At 70.6% G+C, this 15,381-nt stretch carries 18 protein-coding genes and 1 pseudogene; 11 read left to right on the top strand and 8 right to left on the bottom strand.

From position 1 onward, the window contains the following. Nucleotides 1-338: 338 nt before the first annotated feature. Both ACH442_RS18340 and trxA read right to left on the bottom strand, forming a co-directional pair. The gene (locus ACH442_RS18340) at nucleotides 339-2,264 is read right to left on the bottom strand and encodes an intein-containing Rv2578c family radical SAM protein (protein WP_396339207.1); all 1,926 of its coding nucleotides are present in this window, start codon (nucleotides 2,262-2,264) and stop codon (nucleotides 339-341) included. A 144-nt stretch (nucleotides 2,265-2,408) separates the two neighbouring features. Then, nucleotides 2,409-2,810: a thioredoxin gene (trxA, locus tag ACH442_RS18335; RefSeq protein WP_396339206.1), complete on the bottom strand. Its 402-nt coding sequence runs from the start codon at nucleotides 2,808-2,810 to the stop codon at nucleotides 2,409-2,411. A gap of 473 nt (nucleotides 2,811-3,283) precedes the next feature. Here trxA and ACH442_RS18330 point away from each other — a divergent pair, with 473 nt between their 5' ends. The 7 genes from ACH442_RS18330 to ACH442_RS18300 all read left to right on the top strand — a co-directional run bounded on the left by ACH442_RS18330 (nucleotide 3,284) and on the right by ACH442_RS18300 (nucleotide 8,229). Next, the gene (locus ACH442_RS18330; protein ID WP_396339205.1) at nucleotides 3,284-3,916 is read left to right on the top strand and encodes a TrmH family RNA methyltransferase; all 633 of its coding nucleotides are present in this window, start codon (nucleotides 3,284-3,286) and stop codon (nucleotides 3,914-3,916) included. Between the two features lie 107 nt (nucleotides 3,917-4,023). Further along, nucleotides 4,024-4,698, top strand: a complete 675-nt coding sequence (locus tag ACH442_RS18325) for a DUF6758 family protein (RefSeq protein ID WP_396339204.1) — start codon at nucleotides 4,024-4,026, stop codon at nucleotides 4,696-4,698. A gap of 107 nt (nucleotides 4,699-4,805) precedes the next feature. Beyond that, on the top strand, nucleotides 4,806-4,964 hold the full coding sequence (locus ACH442_RS18320; RefSeq protein WP_360207270.1) for a hypothetical protein: 159 nt from the start codon (nucleotides 4,806-4,808) through the stop codon (nucleotides 4,962-4,964). 9 nt (nucleotides 4,965-4,973) lie between these two features. Then, nucleotides 4,974-5,789: a PH domain-containing protein gene (locus ACH442_RS18315; protein ID WP_396339203.1), complete on the top strand. Its 816-nt coding sequence runs from the start codon at nucleotides 4,974-4,976 to the stop codon at nucleotides 5,787-5,789. Next, nucleotides 5,786-6,640 (top strand): PHP domain-containing protein, encoded by an 855-nt coding sequence (locus ACH442_RS18310; protein WP_396339373.1) that lies wholly within the window; start codon nucleotides 5,786-5,788, stop codon nucleotides 6,638-6,640. Before ACH442_RS18315 ends, ACH442_RS18310 begins: the two co-directional genes overlap by 4 nt. Before the next feature lie 51 nt (nucleotides 6,641-6,691). Then, a complete protein-coding gene (locus ACH442_RS18305) occupies nucleotides 6,692-7,309 on the top strand; it encodes a MarC family protein (protein WP_396339202.1) in 618 nt (205 codons plus the stop codon). A gap of 92 nt (nucleotides 7,310-7,401) precedes the next feature. After that, complete coding sequence (locus ACH442_RS18300; protein WP_396339372.1) at nucleotides 7,402-8,229, top strand: RecB family exonuclease; 828 nt, start codon at nucleotides 7,402-7,404, stop codon at nucleotides 8,227-8,229. A gap of 195 nt (nucleotides 8,230-8,424) precedes the next feature. Here ACH442_RS18300 and ACH442_RS18295 read toward each other — a convergent pair whose 3' ends face one another. Next, nucleotides 8,425-9,279 carry an oxygenase MpaB family protein gene (locus tag ACH442_RS18295; protein ID WP_396339201.1) on the bottom strand — a complete coding sequence of 285 codons (855 nt, stop codon included), beginning with the start codon at nucleotides 9,277-9,279 and terminating at the stop codon, nucleotides 8,425-8,427. A gap of 30 nt (nucleotides 9,280-9,309) precedes the next feature. After that, nucleotides 9,310-9,741, bottom strand: coding sequence for a Fur family transcriptional regulator (locus tag ACH442_RS18290; RefSeq protein WP_396339200.1), 432 nt, complete (start codon nucleotides 9,739-9,741; stop codon nucleotides 9,310-9,312). 167 nt (nucleotides 9,742-9,908) lie between these two features. Between ACH442_RS18290 and ACH442_RS18285 the strand changes: the two genes are divergently transcribed. Next, nucleotides 9,909-10,379, top strand: coding sequence for a DUF2231 domain-containing protein (locus ACH442_RS18285; RefSeq protein ID WP_396339199.1), 471 nt, complete (start codon nucleotides 9,909-9,911; stop codon nucleotides 10,377-10,379). 305 nt (nucleotides 10,380-10,684) lie between these two features. Here ACH442_RS18285 and ACH442_RS18280 read toward each other — a convergent pair whose 3' ends face one another. Beyond that, nucleotides 10,685-11,017, bottom strand: a complete 333-nt coding sequence (locus tag ACH442_RS18280; protein WP_396339198.1) for a translation initiation factor 2 — start codon at nucleotides 11,015-11,017, stop codon at nucleotides 10,685-10,687. A gap of 64 nt (nucleotides 11,018-11,081) precedes the next feature. Here ACH442_RS18280 and ACH442_RS18275 point away from each other — a divergent pair, with 64 nt between their 5' ends. Beyond that, a complete protein-coding gene (locus ACH442_RS18275; protein ID WP_396339197.1) occupies nucleotides 11,082-11,261 on the top strand; it encodes a hypothetical protein in 180 nt (59 codons plus the stop codon). Between the two features lie 79 nt (nucleotides 11,262-11,340). Here ACH442_RS18275 and ACH442_RS18270 read toward each other — a convergent pair whose 3' ends face one another. Next, nucleotides 11,341-11,862, bottom strand: a complete 522-nt coding sequence (locus tag ACH442_RS18270; protein ID WP_396339196.1) for a hypothetical protein — start codon at nucleotides 11,860-11,862, stop codon at nucleotides 11,341-11,343. 252 nt (nucleotides 11,863-12,114) lie between these two features. On the opposite strand from ACH442_RS18270, the gene ACH442_RS18265 reads away from it, so the two are divergent. Continuing rightward, nucleotides 12,115-12,318, top strand: coding sequence for a hypothetical protein (locus ACH442_RS18265; protein ID WP_396339388.1), 204 nt, complete (start codon nucleotides 12,115-12,117; stop codon nucleotides 12,316-12,318). 62 nt (nucleotides 12,319-12,380) lie between these two features. On the opposite strand, the pseudogene ACH442_RS18260 reads toward ACH442_RS18265, so the two are convergent. Together ACH442_RS18260 and ACH442_RS18255 are read right to left on the bottom strand one after the other, a co-directional pair. Continuing rightward, nucleotides 12,381-12,473, bottom strand: a pseudogene (locus ACH442_RS18260) (FmdB family zinc ribbon protein); the annotation flags it as partial. A gap of 133 nt (nucleotides 12,474-12,606) precedes the next feature. Next, nucleotides 12,607-13,224, bottom strand: coding sequence for a 5-formyltetrahydrofolate cyclo-ligase (locus ACH442_RS18255; RefSeq protein ID WP_396339195.1), 618 nt, complete (start codon nucleotides 13,222-13,224; stop codon nucleotides 12,607-12,609). Nucleotides 13,225-13,305: 81 nt separating this feature from the next. Between ACH442_RS18255 and ACH442_RS18250 the strand changes: the two genes are divergently transcribed. After that, nucleotides 13,306-15,363, top strand: a complete 2,058-nt coding sequence (locus ACH442_RS18250; RefSeq protein ID WP_396339194.1) for a diguanylate cyclase — start codon at nucleotides 13,306-13,308, stop codon at nucleotides 15,361-15,363. Nucleotides 15,364-15,381: the final 18 nt, after the last annotated feature.

Raw genomic sequence — 15,381 nt, 5'->3', positions numbered from 1 at the left:
GGCGGCGCCGGACACCGCGAGTGCGGCCAGGCGCGGCGCTGCTTTCCGCTGGGCGGCGGCGCCGGACACCGCGAGTGCGGCCAGGCGCGGCGCTGCTTTCCGCTGGGCGGCGGCGCCGGACACCGCGAGTGCGGCCAGGCGCGGCGCTGCATTCCGCGCCGCTCGCCCGCAGCGATCGCGGCCATCTGCCGGCGGCGCAGCGCGCATGGCCAAAACCGGTCGCGTGGCCGAGCACGGCGAGCGTGCCACGGCGGGTGACGCGCCCGCGTGGCGAGGGTGGCGGTGTGGCCGAGCGGTGGCGGATGCGATCGGTGTGGCGCCCGGCCGGGTGGTGCGGGCTACAGCAGGGTCAACTGGGTGGACTGGGGCGTGGCGGTCTCCGGGGTGGGAACGGTGCGGAACTGGGCCGGGGTGGGCCGGTGGAGACCGTGGCGGCGCGCGGCCATGCGGACCCGGGCGGACAACTCGTCCTGATACGTGCGCGGCGAGTACGCCCCGTTCGCGAACAGCGTGCGGTGGCGGGGCACGAGGTGGGGGTGTTCGCGCGCGAGCCACGACGCATACCACTCCCGGGCGCCGGGGCGCAGGTGCAGGGGGATCGGGGTGACGCTGGTGGCGCCGGCCGCGGCGATCGCGGCGACGGTCTCGTCGATGGACTCCTCGGTGTCGGTGAGGCCGGGCAGGATCGGGGCGAGCAGGACACCGACCGGGAAGCCGGCGTCGGTGAGGCGGCGAACGGCGTCGAGGCGGCGTTGCGGGCTGGGCGTGCCGGGCTCGGCGGAACGCCAGACCCGCTCGTCGACGAAGCCGACCGAGAAAGCCAGCGCCACCTGGGTCACCGCGGCGGCCTGCCGCAGCAGGTCGAGGTCGCGCAGGATCAGCGTGCCCTTGGTCAGGATCGAGAATGGGTTGGCGTGGTCGCGCAGCGCGGCCAGGATCTCCGGCATCAGTCGGTAGCGTCCCTCGGCGCGCTGGTAGACGTCGACATTCGTGCCCATCGCGATCGGGGCACCGGACCAGCGGGAGTCGGCGAGCTCGCGGCGGATCAGATCGCCGGCGTTCACCTTCACCACGATGCGGGAGTCGAAGTCGTGGCCGGGGTCGAGGTCCAGATATTTGTGGGTGCCGCGGGCGAAGCAGTTGTGGCTGACCACGCCGTCGGCGATGAAGTCGCCGGTGCCGGTGGAGATGTCGAACAGCGGCAGGGTGAGCCCGAGGTCCTCGATGTCGGCGACGGCGAGCCGGCGGTCGGCGCGGACCCCGACGCCGGACGCGTCGAGCGGAGCGTCCAGCGCGCCGGTGAGGTGGCGGAAGCGCAGCGCGGACCAGAGGTCGCGGCCGGTCTCGACTCGGCCCGGGCGCTCGGCCCGGCAGGGCACCGGGGTGCGGCTGGTCAGGCCGAGGTGGGTGAGTGCCTCGGTGACCCAGCGCAGGTAGATCCGGTCGGTGCTCTCGAACGCGACGGCGAGCCGCTCGGCCCGGCCGACCGCGCTGAACGCGCCGCCCAGGAATCCCTTGAACCACTCGCCGGACGGCACCTCGGGCCAGCGCAACGCGTCGGGGAGGGAGACGTCGTCGAGGTAACCGTCGGCGCGGACCCAGGCGTCGCCCTCGCGGGCGGCCCGGCTGGCGGCGTCGCCGCGGAGCAGGCCGCAGAGGAAGCCGGCCTGATAGTCCGGTGACTCCTTGGGCGGCTCGGCGAAGTGACCCACCCCGAACATCAGGTCACCGATGGCGAGGGCCGGATGGTGCGGCTCGGCCGGGCTCACGTAGCGCCAGCCGCGGTCGGTGAGGAAGCGATGGTCGCCGCTGGAGACCAGGCGGGTGCCGTCGGAGAGGGTGACCCGGTAGGAGGGCTTACTGGTGGCCCAGTGGTCGAGCACGGTGGTCGGCACATAGCGCCGGTGCGGACCGGCGCCCATCGTGCCCATCACCGAGTCGCCCGGCCTGATCTCGGCGAGCCGGCGGGTCGACCCGTCGGCCATCAGGATCGGGGTGTCGCCGGCGAGGCAGTAGGTGCAGGCGTGGGAGCAGCCGCGATAGGGGTTGACGGTCCACTCGAACGGCACCCGGGACGCGCCGGGCACCCGGTTGATCAACGATTTCGCGCGGACCTCGTAGAACGTCATGCCGGCGAACCCGGGGGTGTCGAACGTGCGGACGGTTGCGCCGGGCAGCGCCAGCGGCAGGGGTGGAGCCGCGGGCGCTGCCCTGTCCGGGAGCGAGCCGTCATCGGCGCGAGCCGACAGATGGGACCATCGCATGGCGGTTATTCGAACACACGTTCGAGATCGTGTCCACCGCTTCAGGAGGACTGTGGACACGTACGGCGTACCTTGTGGGAAAAGCTCGAGGCCCGCGGACCGAATCGGTCCACGGGCCTCGTGTCTAGCTGGTGTTTTTGCTGGTCAGCTCGCAGCGCCACTCGTCGCAGCAGCGGACTCGTGACCCTTCTTGTGCGCCGCGACCTGCTCGCGGACCTCGTCCATGTCGAGCTGCTCGACCTTCTCGATCAGGCTCTCCAGCGCGGACTCGGGGAGCGCGCCGGGCTGGGCGAAGACCACGATGCCGTCGCGAACCGCCATGATGGTCGGGATGGACCGGATGTCGAACTTGGCAGCGAGCGCCTGCTCGGCCTCGGTGTCGACCTTGCCGAAGGTGATCTCCGGGTGCTTCTCCGAGGACCGCTCGTAGGTCGGCGCGAAGCGCACGCAGGGCCCGCACCAGCTGGCCCAGAAGTCGACCAGGACGATGCCGTCCTTACTGGTGACCTCGTCGAAGTTCGCTGTGGTCAGCGCAACCGTCGCCATTGATGCCTCCGTCTGCGGGAATCGCTTTCGTCGGGTGAAACTCCAGGCACCTCTTCACCATTCCCGTTCGGAGCGCCGTGACACGTGTCCTACGGCACCTTCTGCGGGCGGCGGGCGACCTTGAGTCACCATAGTAACTGATAGTAGGCAGTCGGTGTCAGGTTGCCGACACCGGGCGTCGGCGCGATCTATCCAAGATCGCGCCATCTGAGGTATTTGCGCTGCCTGTGGTTGGCGCATGGGAACGCGCCCATGGCGTCCTGGGAACTGTAAATAAACCTAAATGTGAGCTGGGTCACAGTAGAAACTTCTTCACATGGATACGGACGGTAAGGCAAACTCTTTCCCAACAGAGCGTGGGCGGCGGGTGCCGGGGAGGGCCCCGCCGCTCATTGCGTCTCCTGCCGATTCGTCCGGCGAGTGTTTCCCGGCCGCGTGTGATCCCGCAGGCCGGATGAGTAGCCTAACGCCCCATGACCGTGGGCGAGGACCAATCCACCGAGGTCGGCGTGGGTCCCTGGGTGGGTGAGTGGCCCTCCGGCGATCACTACGACCCCGAGTTGCTGGCGCACGGCGACCGGCGCAACGTGGTGGACCGTTATCGGTACTGGAGTCGCGAGGCGGTCATCGCCGACCTGGACACGCGCCGCCACGACTTCCATGTTGCGATCGAGAACTGGCAGCACGATCTGAACATCGGGACCGTGGTGCGCAACGCCAACGCGTTCCTCGCAGCCGAGGTGCACATCGTCGGGCTGCGCAAGTGGAACCGTCGGGGCGCCATGGTCACCGATCGCTATCAGCACGTGCGGCACCACCCCACGATCGAGGAGTTCGTGGGGTGGGCCGACAGCGCGGAACTTCCGGTGATCGGCATCGACAATCTGCCCGGCTCGCGCCCGATGGAGACCGTCACGCTGCCCCGCCGGTGCGTGCTGCTCTTCGGGCAGGAGGGTCCGGGCCTCTCCGACGTGGCACGAAGCGCTTGTTCGCAGATGTTCTCCATTGCGCAGTACGGGTCCACGCGCTCGATCAACGCGGGTGTGGCCAGCGGGATCGCGATGCACGCCTGGATCCGCGCGCACGCCGCCCCGCCGCCGGCCTGAGGTCGTGGCGGTCGTCCGGCCGCGTCGCGCCCGGGGCCGGTTGTCGGACAACGCCGTGTTCGCCGATCCGCTTGACGGCGGCTTCCCGGACCCGCACGGTATGGAGTGTGGGTGTCACGGTGAGTTGCCCCAGATGTGCTGATCAGGTCCGGAAGCCGGACCTGATGCACAGCAACTGGCGCTGCGACAACTGTGGTGACGTCCCGCCGTTCCACGTCGCCGAGCACATCAGCGCCGAGATCGTCGAGACGGTGCTACGGGAGTCGGCGTCGGCGGTCAAGCGGATGCCCCTCTGGAGCCCGTGGCCGCTGCCGCCCGGCTGGACGGTGACCGGAGTGGGCTGGGCCGGCGACGACCGCTCCGGGGTGTGCGCCACGGCGGTCGCCTGCAGCGGCCCGGAACCACTCGGTGGTGGGCCGGCCGACCTGGTGTTCATCGCGGAGCAGCCGGGCGTCGGGCTGGGAAATCGCTTCGCCGGGATCCCGGGCATCGACCCTGGGTATCTGCTCTCCGAGACGCTCGCCGACCGCGGTCCGTGCGCCGGTCCGCACGCCAAGATCAAAGTGGCTGGGCATCCGACTCCACTATGGTGTGTCAAGTCTCCGGAGGACCGCAGCGCATACGTGAGTGAGGCAAAGGGAATCTGGCTCTATGCGGTAGCGTGGCCTGCAAGCGCGGGCTATCTTCTCGCGGAGCACGTCGTCCTTGGCGACCTCTCCGAGGGGGTGCCGCCCGAGCTCGTGTTCGGAGCGCCTTCGCCTTACCTGCACGGTCGTGCCTGACCGGCAATCGGCTTTCCGGGCACTTTGTTCACACGGGGCTACGGAGCTGATACCGTCAGTACTGCCGCGGCGCTGATTGTCACCCGTACCAGAGGAGAAGGCCCGCTATGGTCAAGAAGGTTCTCACCTGGCTTGGTATTGCGTTCTTGATCTTCTTCATTGCCTTCAACCCGAGATCGGCGGCTGCCGTCTTCGAGTCACTCGGAGGCACGATCGCGGACATCGCACGAGGCTTCGGCACCTTCTTCACCGACCTCGTCGCGTAACATTCGTCCATGGATCCTGGTGAGCCGCGCGATCAGCGAGGCGAGGGCGCCCAGCGCTCTCCGGACGACGATGAGGCCTTCAGGTTTCGGGACCCCGCGTTCGAGGACACCGATCCTGGTCGGACACATGCCGAGACCTATCCGGACGATGACCGGTTCGGGAATCGCACACACCGTGCCGACGAGTATGACGACCCCGATCAGTACGAGTCGCCGGTCTTCACCGAGGAGGAGCTGGAAGGGCTCGACCGCAGCAGCGGTCCGCGGCGCTTCCTCCCTCTGGAGGATGAACCGACCACACTGGTCGCCCGTTACCTCTTCCCGACCGAACGCTATCGCGGCGAGTGGAAGCGGCACTGGATCCACCTGTCGCTGCCACTGAGCATCGGCGCCGGTGCGACCCTGCTGCTGGGCTATCTGGCCGGTTTCCTGACCAGGCAGAACGTGGACGGCATGGTGACCGTCGCGGTGCTGATCTGGCTCGGCGTGATCAGTTGGGTGGCCTGGAAGGTCTTCGACTGGTACTTCGACCGGTTCATCCTCACCAACAAGCGGGTGATGGTGGTCAACGGCATCGTCACGCGCAAGGTGGCGATGATGCCCCTGCTGCGGGTCACGGACATGAAGTATGAGCAGTCCGCCCTCGGGCGCATGCTCAGCTACGGCACGTTCGTGCTGGAGTCCGCCGGTCAGGACCAGGCGCTGCGCGAGGTCAAGCACCTGCCGAACCCGAACGAGCTCTACCTGCGCGTGGTCGAGGAGATGTATGAGCCGCAGGCGGTCGAGGCGCGGCTCGGCAAGGACGACGAGGGAGACGACGCCTGAGTCGCCGGATCGATCTGCACTGCCACTCCACCGCCAGTGACGGGACCCTGACCCCGGCCGAGCTGGTCATGGCGGGGGCGGCCGCCGGGCTGGACGTCATGGCGATCACGGATCACGACACCACCGGGGGCTGGGCCGGCGCGGCCGCGGCCCGTCCCGACGGGCTGCGACTCGTGCGTGGCGCCGAGCTGTCCTGCCGATGGCACGGCGTGCAGCCGGGGATCTCGCTGCACCTGCTGGCTTACCTTTTCGACCCGGAGGACCCGGCGCTGACCGCCTCGATGCTGGCGCTGCGCACCGATCGGGAACAGCGAGCCGAGCGGATCGTCGAGTTGCTGCGCGCCGACGGGGTGCGGATCACCTGGGACGAGGTGTTCGGCTATGCCGCCGGGGGTTCGGTCGGACGGCCGCACATCGCGCAGGCGCTGATCCGGGCGGGGCTCGTGAACAGCACCGACGAGGCGTTCGCGTCCGCGTGGCTGGGGGCGCGTTACTTCGTACCCAAATCGGATCTTGATGTTTTCGATGCTGTCGCCGCAGTGCGTGCGGCGGGCGGCGTGGCCGTGTTTGCTCATCCCCGGGCGACCAAGCGGGGGCGTGTGGTTCCCGATGAGCTGATCATCGAGCTTGCCGACGCGGGACTGTTCGGCCTGGAAGCCGACCATGAGGATCACTCGCCTGAGGAACGGGCGGAGATTCGGGCGCTGGCCGGGAAGCTCGGGCTGGTCGTCACCGGGTCGTCCGATTTTCACGGTACGCACAAGACGGTGCGACTGGGAGCGTTCATCACCGCCCCCGAGGTCTACGAGAAGATCGTGGCCGCCGCGACCGGAGTGCCCGTCCTCGGGTGACGATCGACGCACCAGCCTGCGCGAACGAATGCCGCGCCCTACGTTGATCGGGTGAATCTCAAGCTGTTCGGCGAGTTCTTCGTGACTCTGCTGGTGATCGTCGATCCGCCCGGCATGGTCCCGGTCTTCCTCGCCCTCACCGGCGCCATGCCCGCCAAGGCGCGCAATCGGGCCGGAACCCAGGCCGTCCTGCTCGCCCTGGGCGTGATCATCGGGTTCGCGGTCGCCGGCCAGACCCTGCTGGATTACCTGCACGTGCAGCTCCCGTCCCTGCAGGCGGCCGGTGGACTGCTGCTCGTGCTGGTCGCGCTGCAACTGCTCACCGGCAAGACCGACGAACCGCAGGAACAGGGCGGCACCAGCAACGTGGCGTTGGTCCCGCTCGGCACGCCGCTGCTGGCCGGCCCGGGTGCGATCGTCGCCACCATGCTCTTCGTGCAGCGGGCGCGGAGCCTCGACGAATATCTCATCCTGGGCGCCGCGATCCTGGCCGTGATGGCGACGGTCTGGCTGGTTCTGCGCTTCTCCGGGCTGATCGTGCGGCTGCTGCGGCCGGCCGGTATCGAGGTGCTGACCCGGATCGCCGGTCTGCTGCTGGCGGCCATCGCGGTGCAGCTCATCGCGGACGCGATCTTCGCCTTCGTCCAGCTGTACGCGCCGCGCTTCTGACTTTCTTTTTTGTCGGAGGGGGCTGGCAGGATTGTCGCGTGCCTCCCACCAGGAACCGTGCCGCCGTCCCCGAGCAACTCGGCTTCGCCGGGATGCCCGAGAAACTCTTCGTCTGCACGCCGAGCAAGCTCGGCGCGTTCATCGACTGCCCCCGGCGGTACCGATATTCGTATGTCGATCGGCCCAGCCCGCCCAAGGGGCCGCCCTGGGCACACAACTCGCTCGGCGCGAGCGTGCACACCGCCCTGAAGAACTGGTATGCCCTGCCCTCCGACCGCCGCGTGCCGGAGGCACTACCCACGCTGCTGAAGAGCACCTGGGTGCGGGAGGGCTACCGGGATGTCGAGCTGGAGCGCGCGGCCTACCGCAAGGCGCTCGACTGGCTGGAGACGTATGTCGCGACCCTCGACCCGGAGGAGGAGCCGCTCGGCGTCGAGCGGGTGGTCGCCGCGAAGACCGCGATCCTCGCGCTGAACGGGCGGGCCGACCGGATCGACGGCCGCCCGGGCGAGAACGGGCCGGAAGCGGTGATCGTCGACTACAAGACCGGCCGCAGTGGGCTGGACGCGGACGACGCGCGCGGGTCACAGGCTCTCGCGCTGTACGCGTATGCGGCCCAGCGGGTCTTCCGGCGCCCTTGTTACCGCGTTGAGCTGCACCACCTGCCGACCGGGACAGTCGCGGTGCACGAGCACACCGACGAGTCGCTGGCCCGGCAGGTCCGGCGGGCCGAGGAGACCGCGCAGGACATCATGGCCGCGGAGAAGGCGGTGGCGGCGGGAACGGATCCGGACGAGGCGTTCCCGGTGAATCCGGGGTCGCTGTGCGGGTGGTGTGACTTCCGGAAGGTGTGCCCGGCTGGGGCTTCGGTCGCGGCCAAGGAGCCCTGGGCGGCGGTGGAGCATCTGGGCGCTTCCTGAGGGTTCTCCCACCGGACCTTCTCGCCGCGAAGTTGTCCCGCCGGGCCTTCCTGCCGCGAAGTTGTCCCGCCGGGCCTTCTCGCCGCGTCGTGTCCCCGCCCGGGCACGGCGAGGGCGGGGCGTGTCGAAGCGTCGAGCAATGCCGTGGCGTCCGGCGAGGCCGCGGCGTGTCGGGGTGTCAGGCGCGTCGGGGTGTCAGGCGAGGCCGGCTCGGGCCAGGGCGGCCTGGTGGGCCGGCGAGACGCGGTATCCCGCCGGGAGGACGGCGAGGATGCCGGCCAGCAGGGTGCGCAGGCCACGGGCGGAGAGGCCGGCGGCCAGATCGGTGGTGGGCCAACCCGGTGCGCCGTACATCTTGCGGGCCCACGACGGCAGCAGGCCGAGTGCGGTGCCGGCCAGCCCGAGATAGGCCCATCGCGGCGGCCCGAGCGTGAGGCCGAGCCGCAGCGCCCGGCTGCCCCACGTGTCCGGGATCGGCGGGAGGGTCAGGAAGAACGCGGCCTCCGCGCCGTCCCGGGTCAGGCCCAGCTCCGGGCGCAAGGCCGCGTAGAACGCCTCGACCTCGGCGGCGGTGGCCGGCACGGTCACCGGGTCCAGGCCGACCAGGGCGGCAGCCCGCAGCTGCTCGGTGTAGTAGGCATCGATCTCGTCGGCGGTCAGGCTCACCCCGGCCCGCCGGGCGGTGGTCAGGAACGACTCGACCTCGGCCACGTGCACCCAGCGCAGCAGGTCAGGGTCGTCGACCCGGAAGAACTCCCCGGTACGCGGGTCGGTCGCCCCCAGCCGTGAATGGATTCGGCGCAACCGGGCACCGGCCTCCTCGGCCTCGGCGGTGCTGCCGAAGATCACCGTCGCCACGTAGTCGGAGGTGCGCATCAGCCGGCCCCACATGTCGGAGCGGTACGCCGAATTCTGCGCGACCGCCGCGACCGCTCGCGGGTGCAGCGCCTGCATGTACAGCGACCGCAGGCCGCCGAGCATCAGGATCGGCTCCCGATGCAGCTTCCAGGTGATCGATCCCGGCCCGAACAGCCCCACGTCGCCCGTCATCAGTGAATTATGCCGCGCGGCGCGGGCGGATCAGGCCGAGTCGGCGAGCCGTCTGGCTTGGCAGGCCGGACAAAGCCCCCAGAACGTGACCTCGGCCTCGTCCAGCGCGAAGCCGTGCGTGTCGCTCGGGAACAGGCAGGGCCGCTCGCCGACCGCACAGTCGACGTCGGCGATCGCACCGCAGCCCCTGCAGACGATGTGATGGTGGTTGTCGCCGGCCCGGGCCTCGAAGCGGGCCGGACTGCCGGCCGGCTCGATCCGCCGCGCCAGACCGGCCCGGGAGAACGCGCCCAGCACGTCGTAGACGGCCTGCGTGGAGACGGAGTCGAGGCGGCTGCGCACCTGCCGGGCGATCTCGTCCACCTCGAGATGCCCGCCGCCGGTCAGCACCTCGAGCACGGCCAGGCGTGGGCGGGTGACCCGCAGGCCGTGCGCGCGCAGCAGTTCCTCACCGGTGGACATTCGTCCATGACAGCACGACTGGGCGGTTTCCCCAACCTGGGAGAAGTCACAGATCCGCTGGTCGGCGGCTGAACCCGGCCGGGATTTCCGCGGTAGTTCCTGACGGGGGGATGTTTGCGCCGTCAGGCATCTCTAAGCTAGCGATCACCCCGGACCCAGGAGGAAAAGTGTTCGACCAGGTCAACGGCTTGCCCGTTCATATTCTCGTGCTGCACGCCGCCGTCATATTCGTGCCGCTGCTCGCTCTCGGCGCGGTGGTCTACGCGCTCGCGCCGGCGTGGCGGCCCAAGCTCGCATGGGCTGTGGCGCTGCTCGGCTTGGTGGCTCCGGTCGCGACGTTCGTGGCCAAGGAGTCCGGCGAGGAGCTCTACGACAGCAAGATCTCGACGTTTTCGCCCAAGGGCAAGGAGATCCTGGCGCAGCACATGGACTACGGCTCGATGACATTCTGGTTCTCGCTCGCGCTCGGCCTGCTCGCCCTGGCCATGGTGGCGGCGACCTTCCGGCCGGAGCGCAGGCCGCCGCTGGTGCTGAACCTGGCGTTCATCGTGTTGTCGGTGGTGCTGGCGGCCGGCAGCGGCTACTACATCTACCGGACCGGCGACTCGGGGGCGACCGCGGTCTGGGGCACCTACTGAGGTCGTTTTTCTCCGCTTCGACGGCGCCGCCGGGTCGATGATCCGGCGGCGTTGTCGTTTCCGAGCCGGGGCGGCCAGGCGCGCTCGCAGGGACAAACGCATAACGCGTAGGCAGAGCCAGGCGCACAGTGCCGGTCTGGCCGTGCAGTGCCGGTCTGGCCGTGCAGTAGTGGTCTGGCCGTGCAGTACTGGTCTGGCCGTGCAGCGCCGGTCGGACCGTGCAGCGCCGGTCGGACCGTGTGGCGACTGCCGGGCCGTGGCGTGGGCTGGACCGTGCGGCGCAGGCCGGGCCGCGATGGTGCGGGTCAGAACAGTGCGCGGCCGCAGAGCAGGCAGATCAGGATCAGCGCGATCGCGCCCGCGACCAGACCCACTCCGTAGGTCACCGTCCGCGCCGACCTCTCGGCTTCGTCGATGGCGTCCATGTTCTGCGCGGGCATGTGACGCGGCGGGGGTGGCGTGGCGATCGTCGGCGGCCGCCAGTGCGGAGCCGGCGGATCGGTGGGCGGCGGCCCCGGGTATGCCGGGGCCTCGGGGGTGGCGGGCTGATCCTGGGGCGGCCGGCCGAGCGACGGGGCGCCCGGATCGGGCCGCTGCCAGTATGCGTCGCCGTCCGGTCCACTGGTGGGGGAGCTCACGTTCACCGACGGTACAGCCGGAGGGGGACGACGGCCGAAGCGATGTCGGCTTACCCTTCTAGGCGTGGACATCCTGGATGGCCCCGAGCGGGACAACGACGCCGAGCGCGAGGTCGACTTCGACTCGGAGGAGGCACCTGTGCTGCCCGACCAGACTCGGGACGACACCGAGCGCGGCTGGGGCGAGCGCGGCCACTCCAACGACGACCGTCTGCTCGACGACCGCCCGCCGCACTGGGGCTGACGCTCCGGTCGCCGCGCCGACGGGTCACCGGACCCGCCGGCCGCTCCGTGCCACCCGCAGGTCGCCGTCTTCCAGAGTCTCAGCCGGGGCGGATCAGGATGGCGAAGCCGTGACTCGACCCGCCCACCGCACGACCGGCCTGCTCCGGGTCCAGCGCCAGCAGCAGCCCACCGGTCGCCGGATCATCCGCGCCGGTCACGTCCAAGACCAGCGCTGAGCTCGCGATCGGACTGCTCTCACCCGCCTCGCCGAGCCGCAGCAGGTCGACCACATTTCCCGGGTGCACCAGGGCCAGCGCGGTCGGGTCAGCCAGCCGCACCGGGACCCCGACCGTGCCCGCCGGGATCGACGGGTTGCCGCTTTCTTGAGGCGCGGCTGAGGCCGTGCCACTGGCTCGCGCCGTGCCGATGCCGCTGGTGCTGGTACTGGTGGCCGGGGCCGCGGATGTCGTGCACGGGGTGGCCGCCGGACGTAATCGGATGACGCCGGCGGCGACGGCCAGCAGGACCGCTATGACGGCGAGCCGCAACAGGGCACCCCGGCCCGGTGCTCGCCAGCGCACCGGATCCAGGCGCTCGCTCCGATCGCGGGTCCGGCCCATCGCTCTGCCCTCCTGTTGCCGCGGACGTGTCCAGGCGGGCGAGGGTAGGCGGAATCCGGCAGCGGCGCGGGTGGCTTGTGGACAACGCCGCAGTGTGGACAACTCAGGTCGCGGCGCCGGGCCGGGCTAGGTTGGGCGGGCGCGCTGCGAGGCCGGGATTTTTGACAACACAAGAGCGTTTTCGGGTACGGCGAAGGGGCGTGCCGCGATCCGGCACGCCCCTCGCGGCACGGGGTGGGTCAGGAGGCCGCGGTGGCCTTCGCCCCGGAGGTCGAGGATGAGCTGCTGCTCGACGACGAGGGCGTCGAGGTCGACGAGGACGAGCTGCTGCTCGTGGCGGCCGACGAGCTGTCGGACGAGGAGCTCGACGAGGTCGTGGTGCTCTCCGCCTTCTTCGGCGACGAGTCGCCGGACTTCTCGGCGCTCACGTTGCCCGACCGGGAGTCGTTGCGGTAGAAGCCCGAGCCCTTGAAGACGATGCCGACCGAGTTGAACACCTTACGGAGCTTGCCGTGGCAGTTCGGGCACTCGGTGAGCGCCGGGTCGGAGAAGGACTGAACGGCTTCGAGCTGCTCACCGCACTCGGTGCAGGCGTACTGGTAGGTAGGCACGGCTCCTCCGGATCTGTCGGCTGCTGGCACTCGCCAACTCCGAGTGCCAATGTTGCGGCATCGGAGGTCAATTCGTCCACTCCGGCCCGGGTCTGAGGCCCCGGCGCGCCGCCGGATGTGACGAAGTACGCGCTCAGGGAAGCGCCGGGCGGGGGGAGAAGCCCGCCGTCGGCGTGATGACGCCGTGAACGGGACGGTCGTGGGGCTCGGCCGGTACCTGGTCGAGGGTCTCGTGGTCGTGGAGGAGAGCCGCCACCGTCGGGCCGGGGAGAAGGCGGGCGAGGGCGCGGTCGTAGGAGCCGCCGCCGCGGCCCATTCGCGCACCGTCCCGGCCGACGGCCAGGGCCGGGACCAGGATCAGATCCGCCGAGCGCAGGGCGGTGACGCCGAGGCGCGGGCCGGTCGGCTCCCGGAGGCCACGACGGCCGGTGGCCAGGGAGCCGGTGTAGGACGCCCAGTCGAGATCGTTGTCGGGCAGGAGCACCGGCAGCAGCAGCCGGCCACCTGGGGGGAGCGTTGCCCGGAGCACGTCCGGGAGGTCGGGGCCGCCGGGCTCCGATGCGGACGGGACGTAGGCGGCGATGACGCGCGGGGCGCGATGCCGTACGTGGGAAAGAATTTGATCTTGAAGTTTGGTGGCGGCTTCGGCGCGGTCGGCGGCGGAGAGCGATCGACGTGCCGTGAGTAACCGCATGCGCAGCGTGATCTTGTTTTGGGGGGATTTTTCCGCGGCACCGGTTAAATCCGACATGCAACACCCCCTTTCTAAAAGCGGCAAACGGTGCACACTATGTCAGCATCGCTCCAAAGAGGGCCGCTCCCGGGAGGATGTGTGACTTTACGTGGCCGGCTCACCAGTGCCTTCCTGGTGGTCGTGCTCGGTCCGGTCCTGCTCGGGTCCGTCTTCGTCGCACTGACCGTCGCGACGGTCAGCCGGGACCGGACGAACGAGCGTCTTGATCGGGCGGTGACGACCGTCCAGGCGGCGGTCGGGGCGATCTGCGGGCAGCTGCAGGCGGCCGCCGAGGCGGTGGCCGTGGTGCCCGCGGACGAGCGCGCCGCGGTCGCCGACCAGCTGATCGCCCGAGGCCTGGCCACCGACATCAGCTTCGGCGGCGAACAAGACAGCCGGCAGGCGGGCGGACGAAGTAGCCGGCAAGCCGGTGAACCAGGCGGTCAACAGGCTGCGGCCCCCACGTCGCGGATGGCGCTGCCCGGGGCGGTGCTCGCGCCCGACACCCCGGCGCAGGCCGGGTGGCAGGACTGTGCCGCGCCGGACGCGACGCCGGTCACCGCGCTGGCCGCGTCGGCGCAGGCGGGCGAGGCCGGGGTGCGAGCGGCGCGCCCGGTCGACGCCGCCCTGTTGCGCAGACTCGGCGAGGTGGCCGGCGTCACCATCACGCTCGACGGCCCGCAGGAGTCCGGCGGGCCGGCCGGCGGCACGGCCCGGCACGTCGCGGCCGGTCCGGGGCAGCCGTTGCCGCTGACGCTCACGGCGATGCCCGGCAAGCCCACCTTCCGGTACGCCGTCCTCCCGCTGATCGTGCTGGTCACCGCGGCCGTAGCGGTGGTCGCGGCCCGGTGGCTGGCGCGGTCGACCACCCGCCCGCTCGGGGATCTGGCCTGGGCCGCCGACCGGGTGGCCAACGGTGACCTGGACACCCGCGTCCCGATCCCGCGGCCGGACGAGCTGGGCCGGCTGGCCGGGACGTTCAACCGGATGACCCGGGAGCTGCAGTCCTACGTGCAGGCGTTGACCGCCAGCCGTGACCAGCTGCGGCGGCACCTGGCGATCCTCGGCGACACCCTGTCCAGCACGCACGACCTGGACCGGATCCTGCCGGTGATCCTGCGCACGGCGATGACCGCCACCGGCGCCCGGGCCGGGCTGGTGCTGCTGGTCGACCAGGTGGACGGGACGCTGGCCGCGCGCTGCGGCGCCGGGCTGACCGGCGAGTGGGACCTGCCCCCGGCCGAACTGGCGCAACGCCGCCTGGTGACCGGACGCGGTGTGCTCGGCGCGGTGGCCGCCTCGGGTACTCCGCTGCGTGGTTCGGCCGGTGTCGTGGCCGAGGAACCGGCGTGCGAGTCGTACGTCGCGGTGCCGATCTGCGCACCACCAACGGGTGAAGACCAGGAGCCGGGTCCGGGCACGCTGGGGGTGCTGGCGCTCTACGACCGGCTCGGAAGTCCCGCCTTCGACGACTCCGACCTGTGCACTCTTCGTACCTTCGCCGGGCAGGCGGGAGTGGCCGTGCACAACGTGCGGGTGCACGAGGAGGCGCAGAGGTTGTCGCTGACCGATCCGCTCACCGGACTGTGGAACTACCGTTATCTGCGCGAGGTGCTGCGCCGGGAGGTGGAGCGGGCCAGCCGGTTCGGCCGGATGCTCACCGTCCTGGTGCTCGACCTCGACCACTTCAAAGAGGTGAACGACACGTTCGGGCACCCGGCGGGTGATCAGGTGCTGGGCGAGTTCGCCCGGCGGATCCGGGTCGGCCTGCGGGAGGTGGACGTGGCGTTCCGGCAGGGTGGGGAGGAGTTCGTGGTGCTGCTGCCGGAGACCGACGCGTACGGCGGGGTGATCGTCGCCGAACGCCTCGGCGCCCTGGTCAGGGACCGTCCGGTGCAGCTCGACCAGCGTCGGCCCGGTCTCGCCGACCGGACCTCGATCAGCGTCTCGATCGGGATCGCGGTCTTCCCCGAGCACGGCGAGACCGCGCAGCGGGTGCTCGACGCCGCGGACGAGGCGCTGTACGCGGCGAAGAACGCGGGCCGCGACACGTATCGTCTCGCGGAGAGCGTTTCGTCCCGAGTGTCCGGGGGGAATTTCGATCCCGCCCCGGCCGGGAGCGGGCCGCAACAGCCGAGAGGCGCTCTCGGCCGATAGTCTCGCGGCATGCGTGCG

Source organism: Actinoplanes sp. NPDC020271 (assembly GCF_044388125.1).
Lineage (GTDB): Bacteria > Actinomycetota > Actinomycetes > Mycobacteriales > Micromonosporaceae > Actinoplanes.
This window is presented reverse-complemented; position numbering and strand designations above follow the sequence as displayed.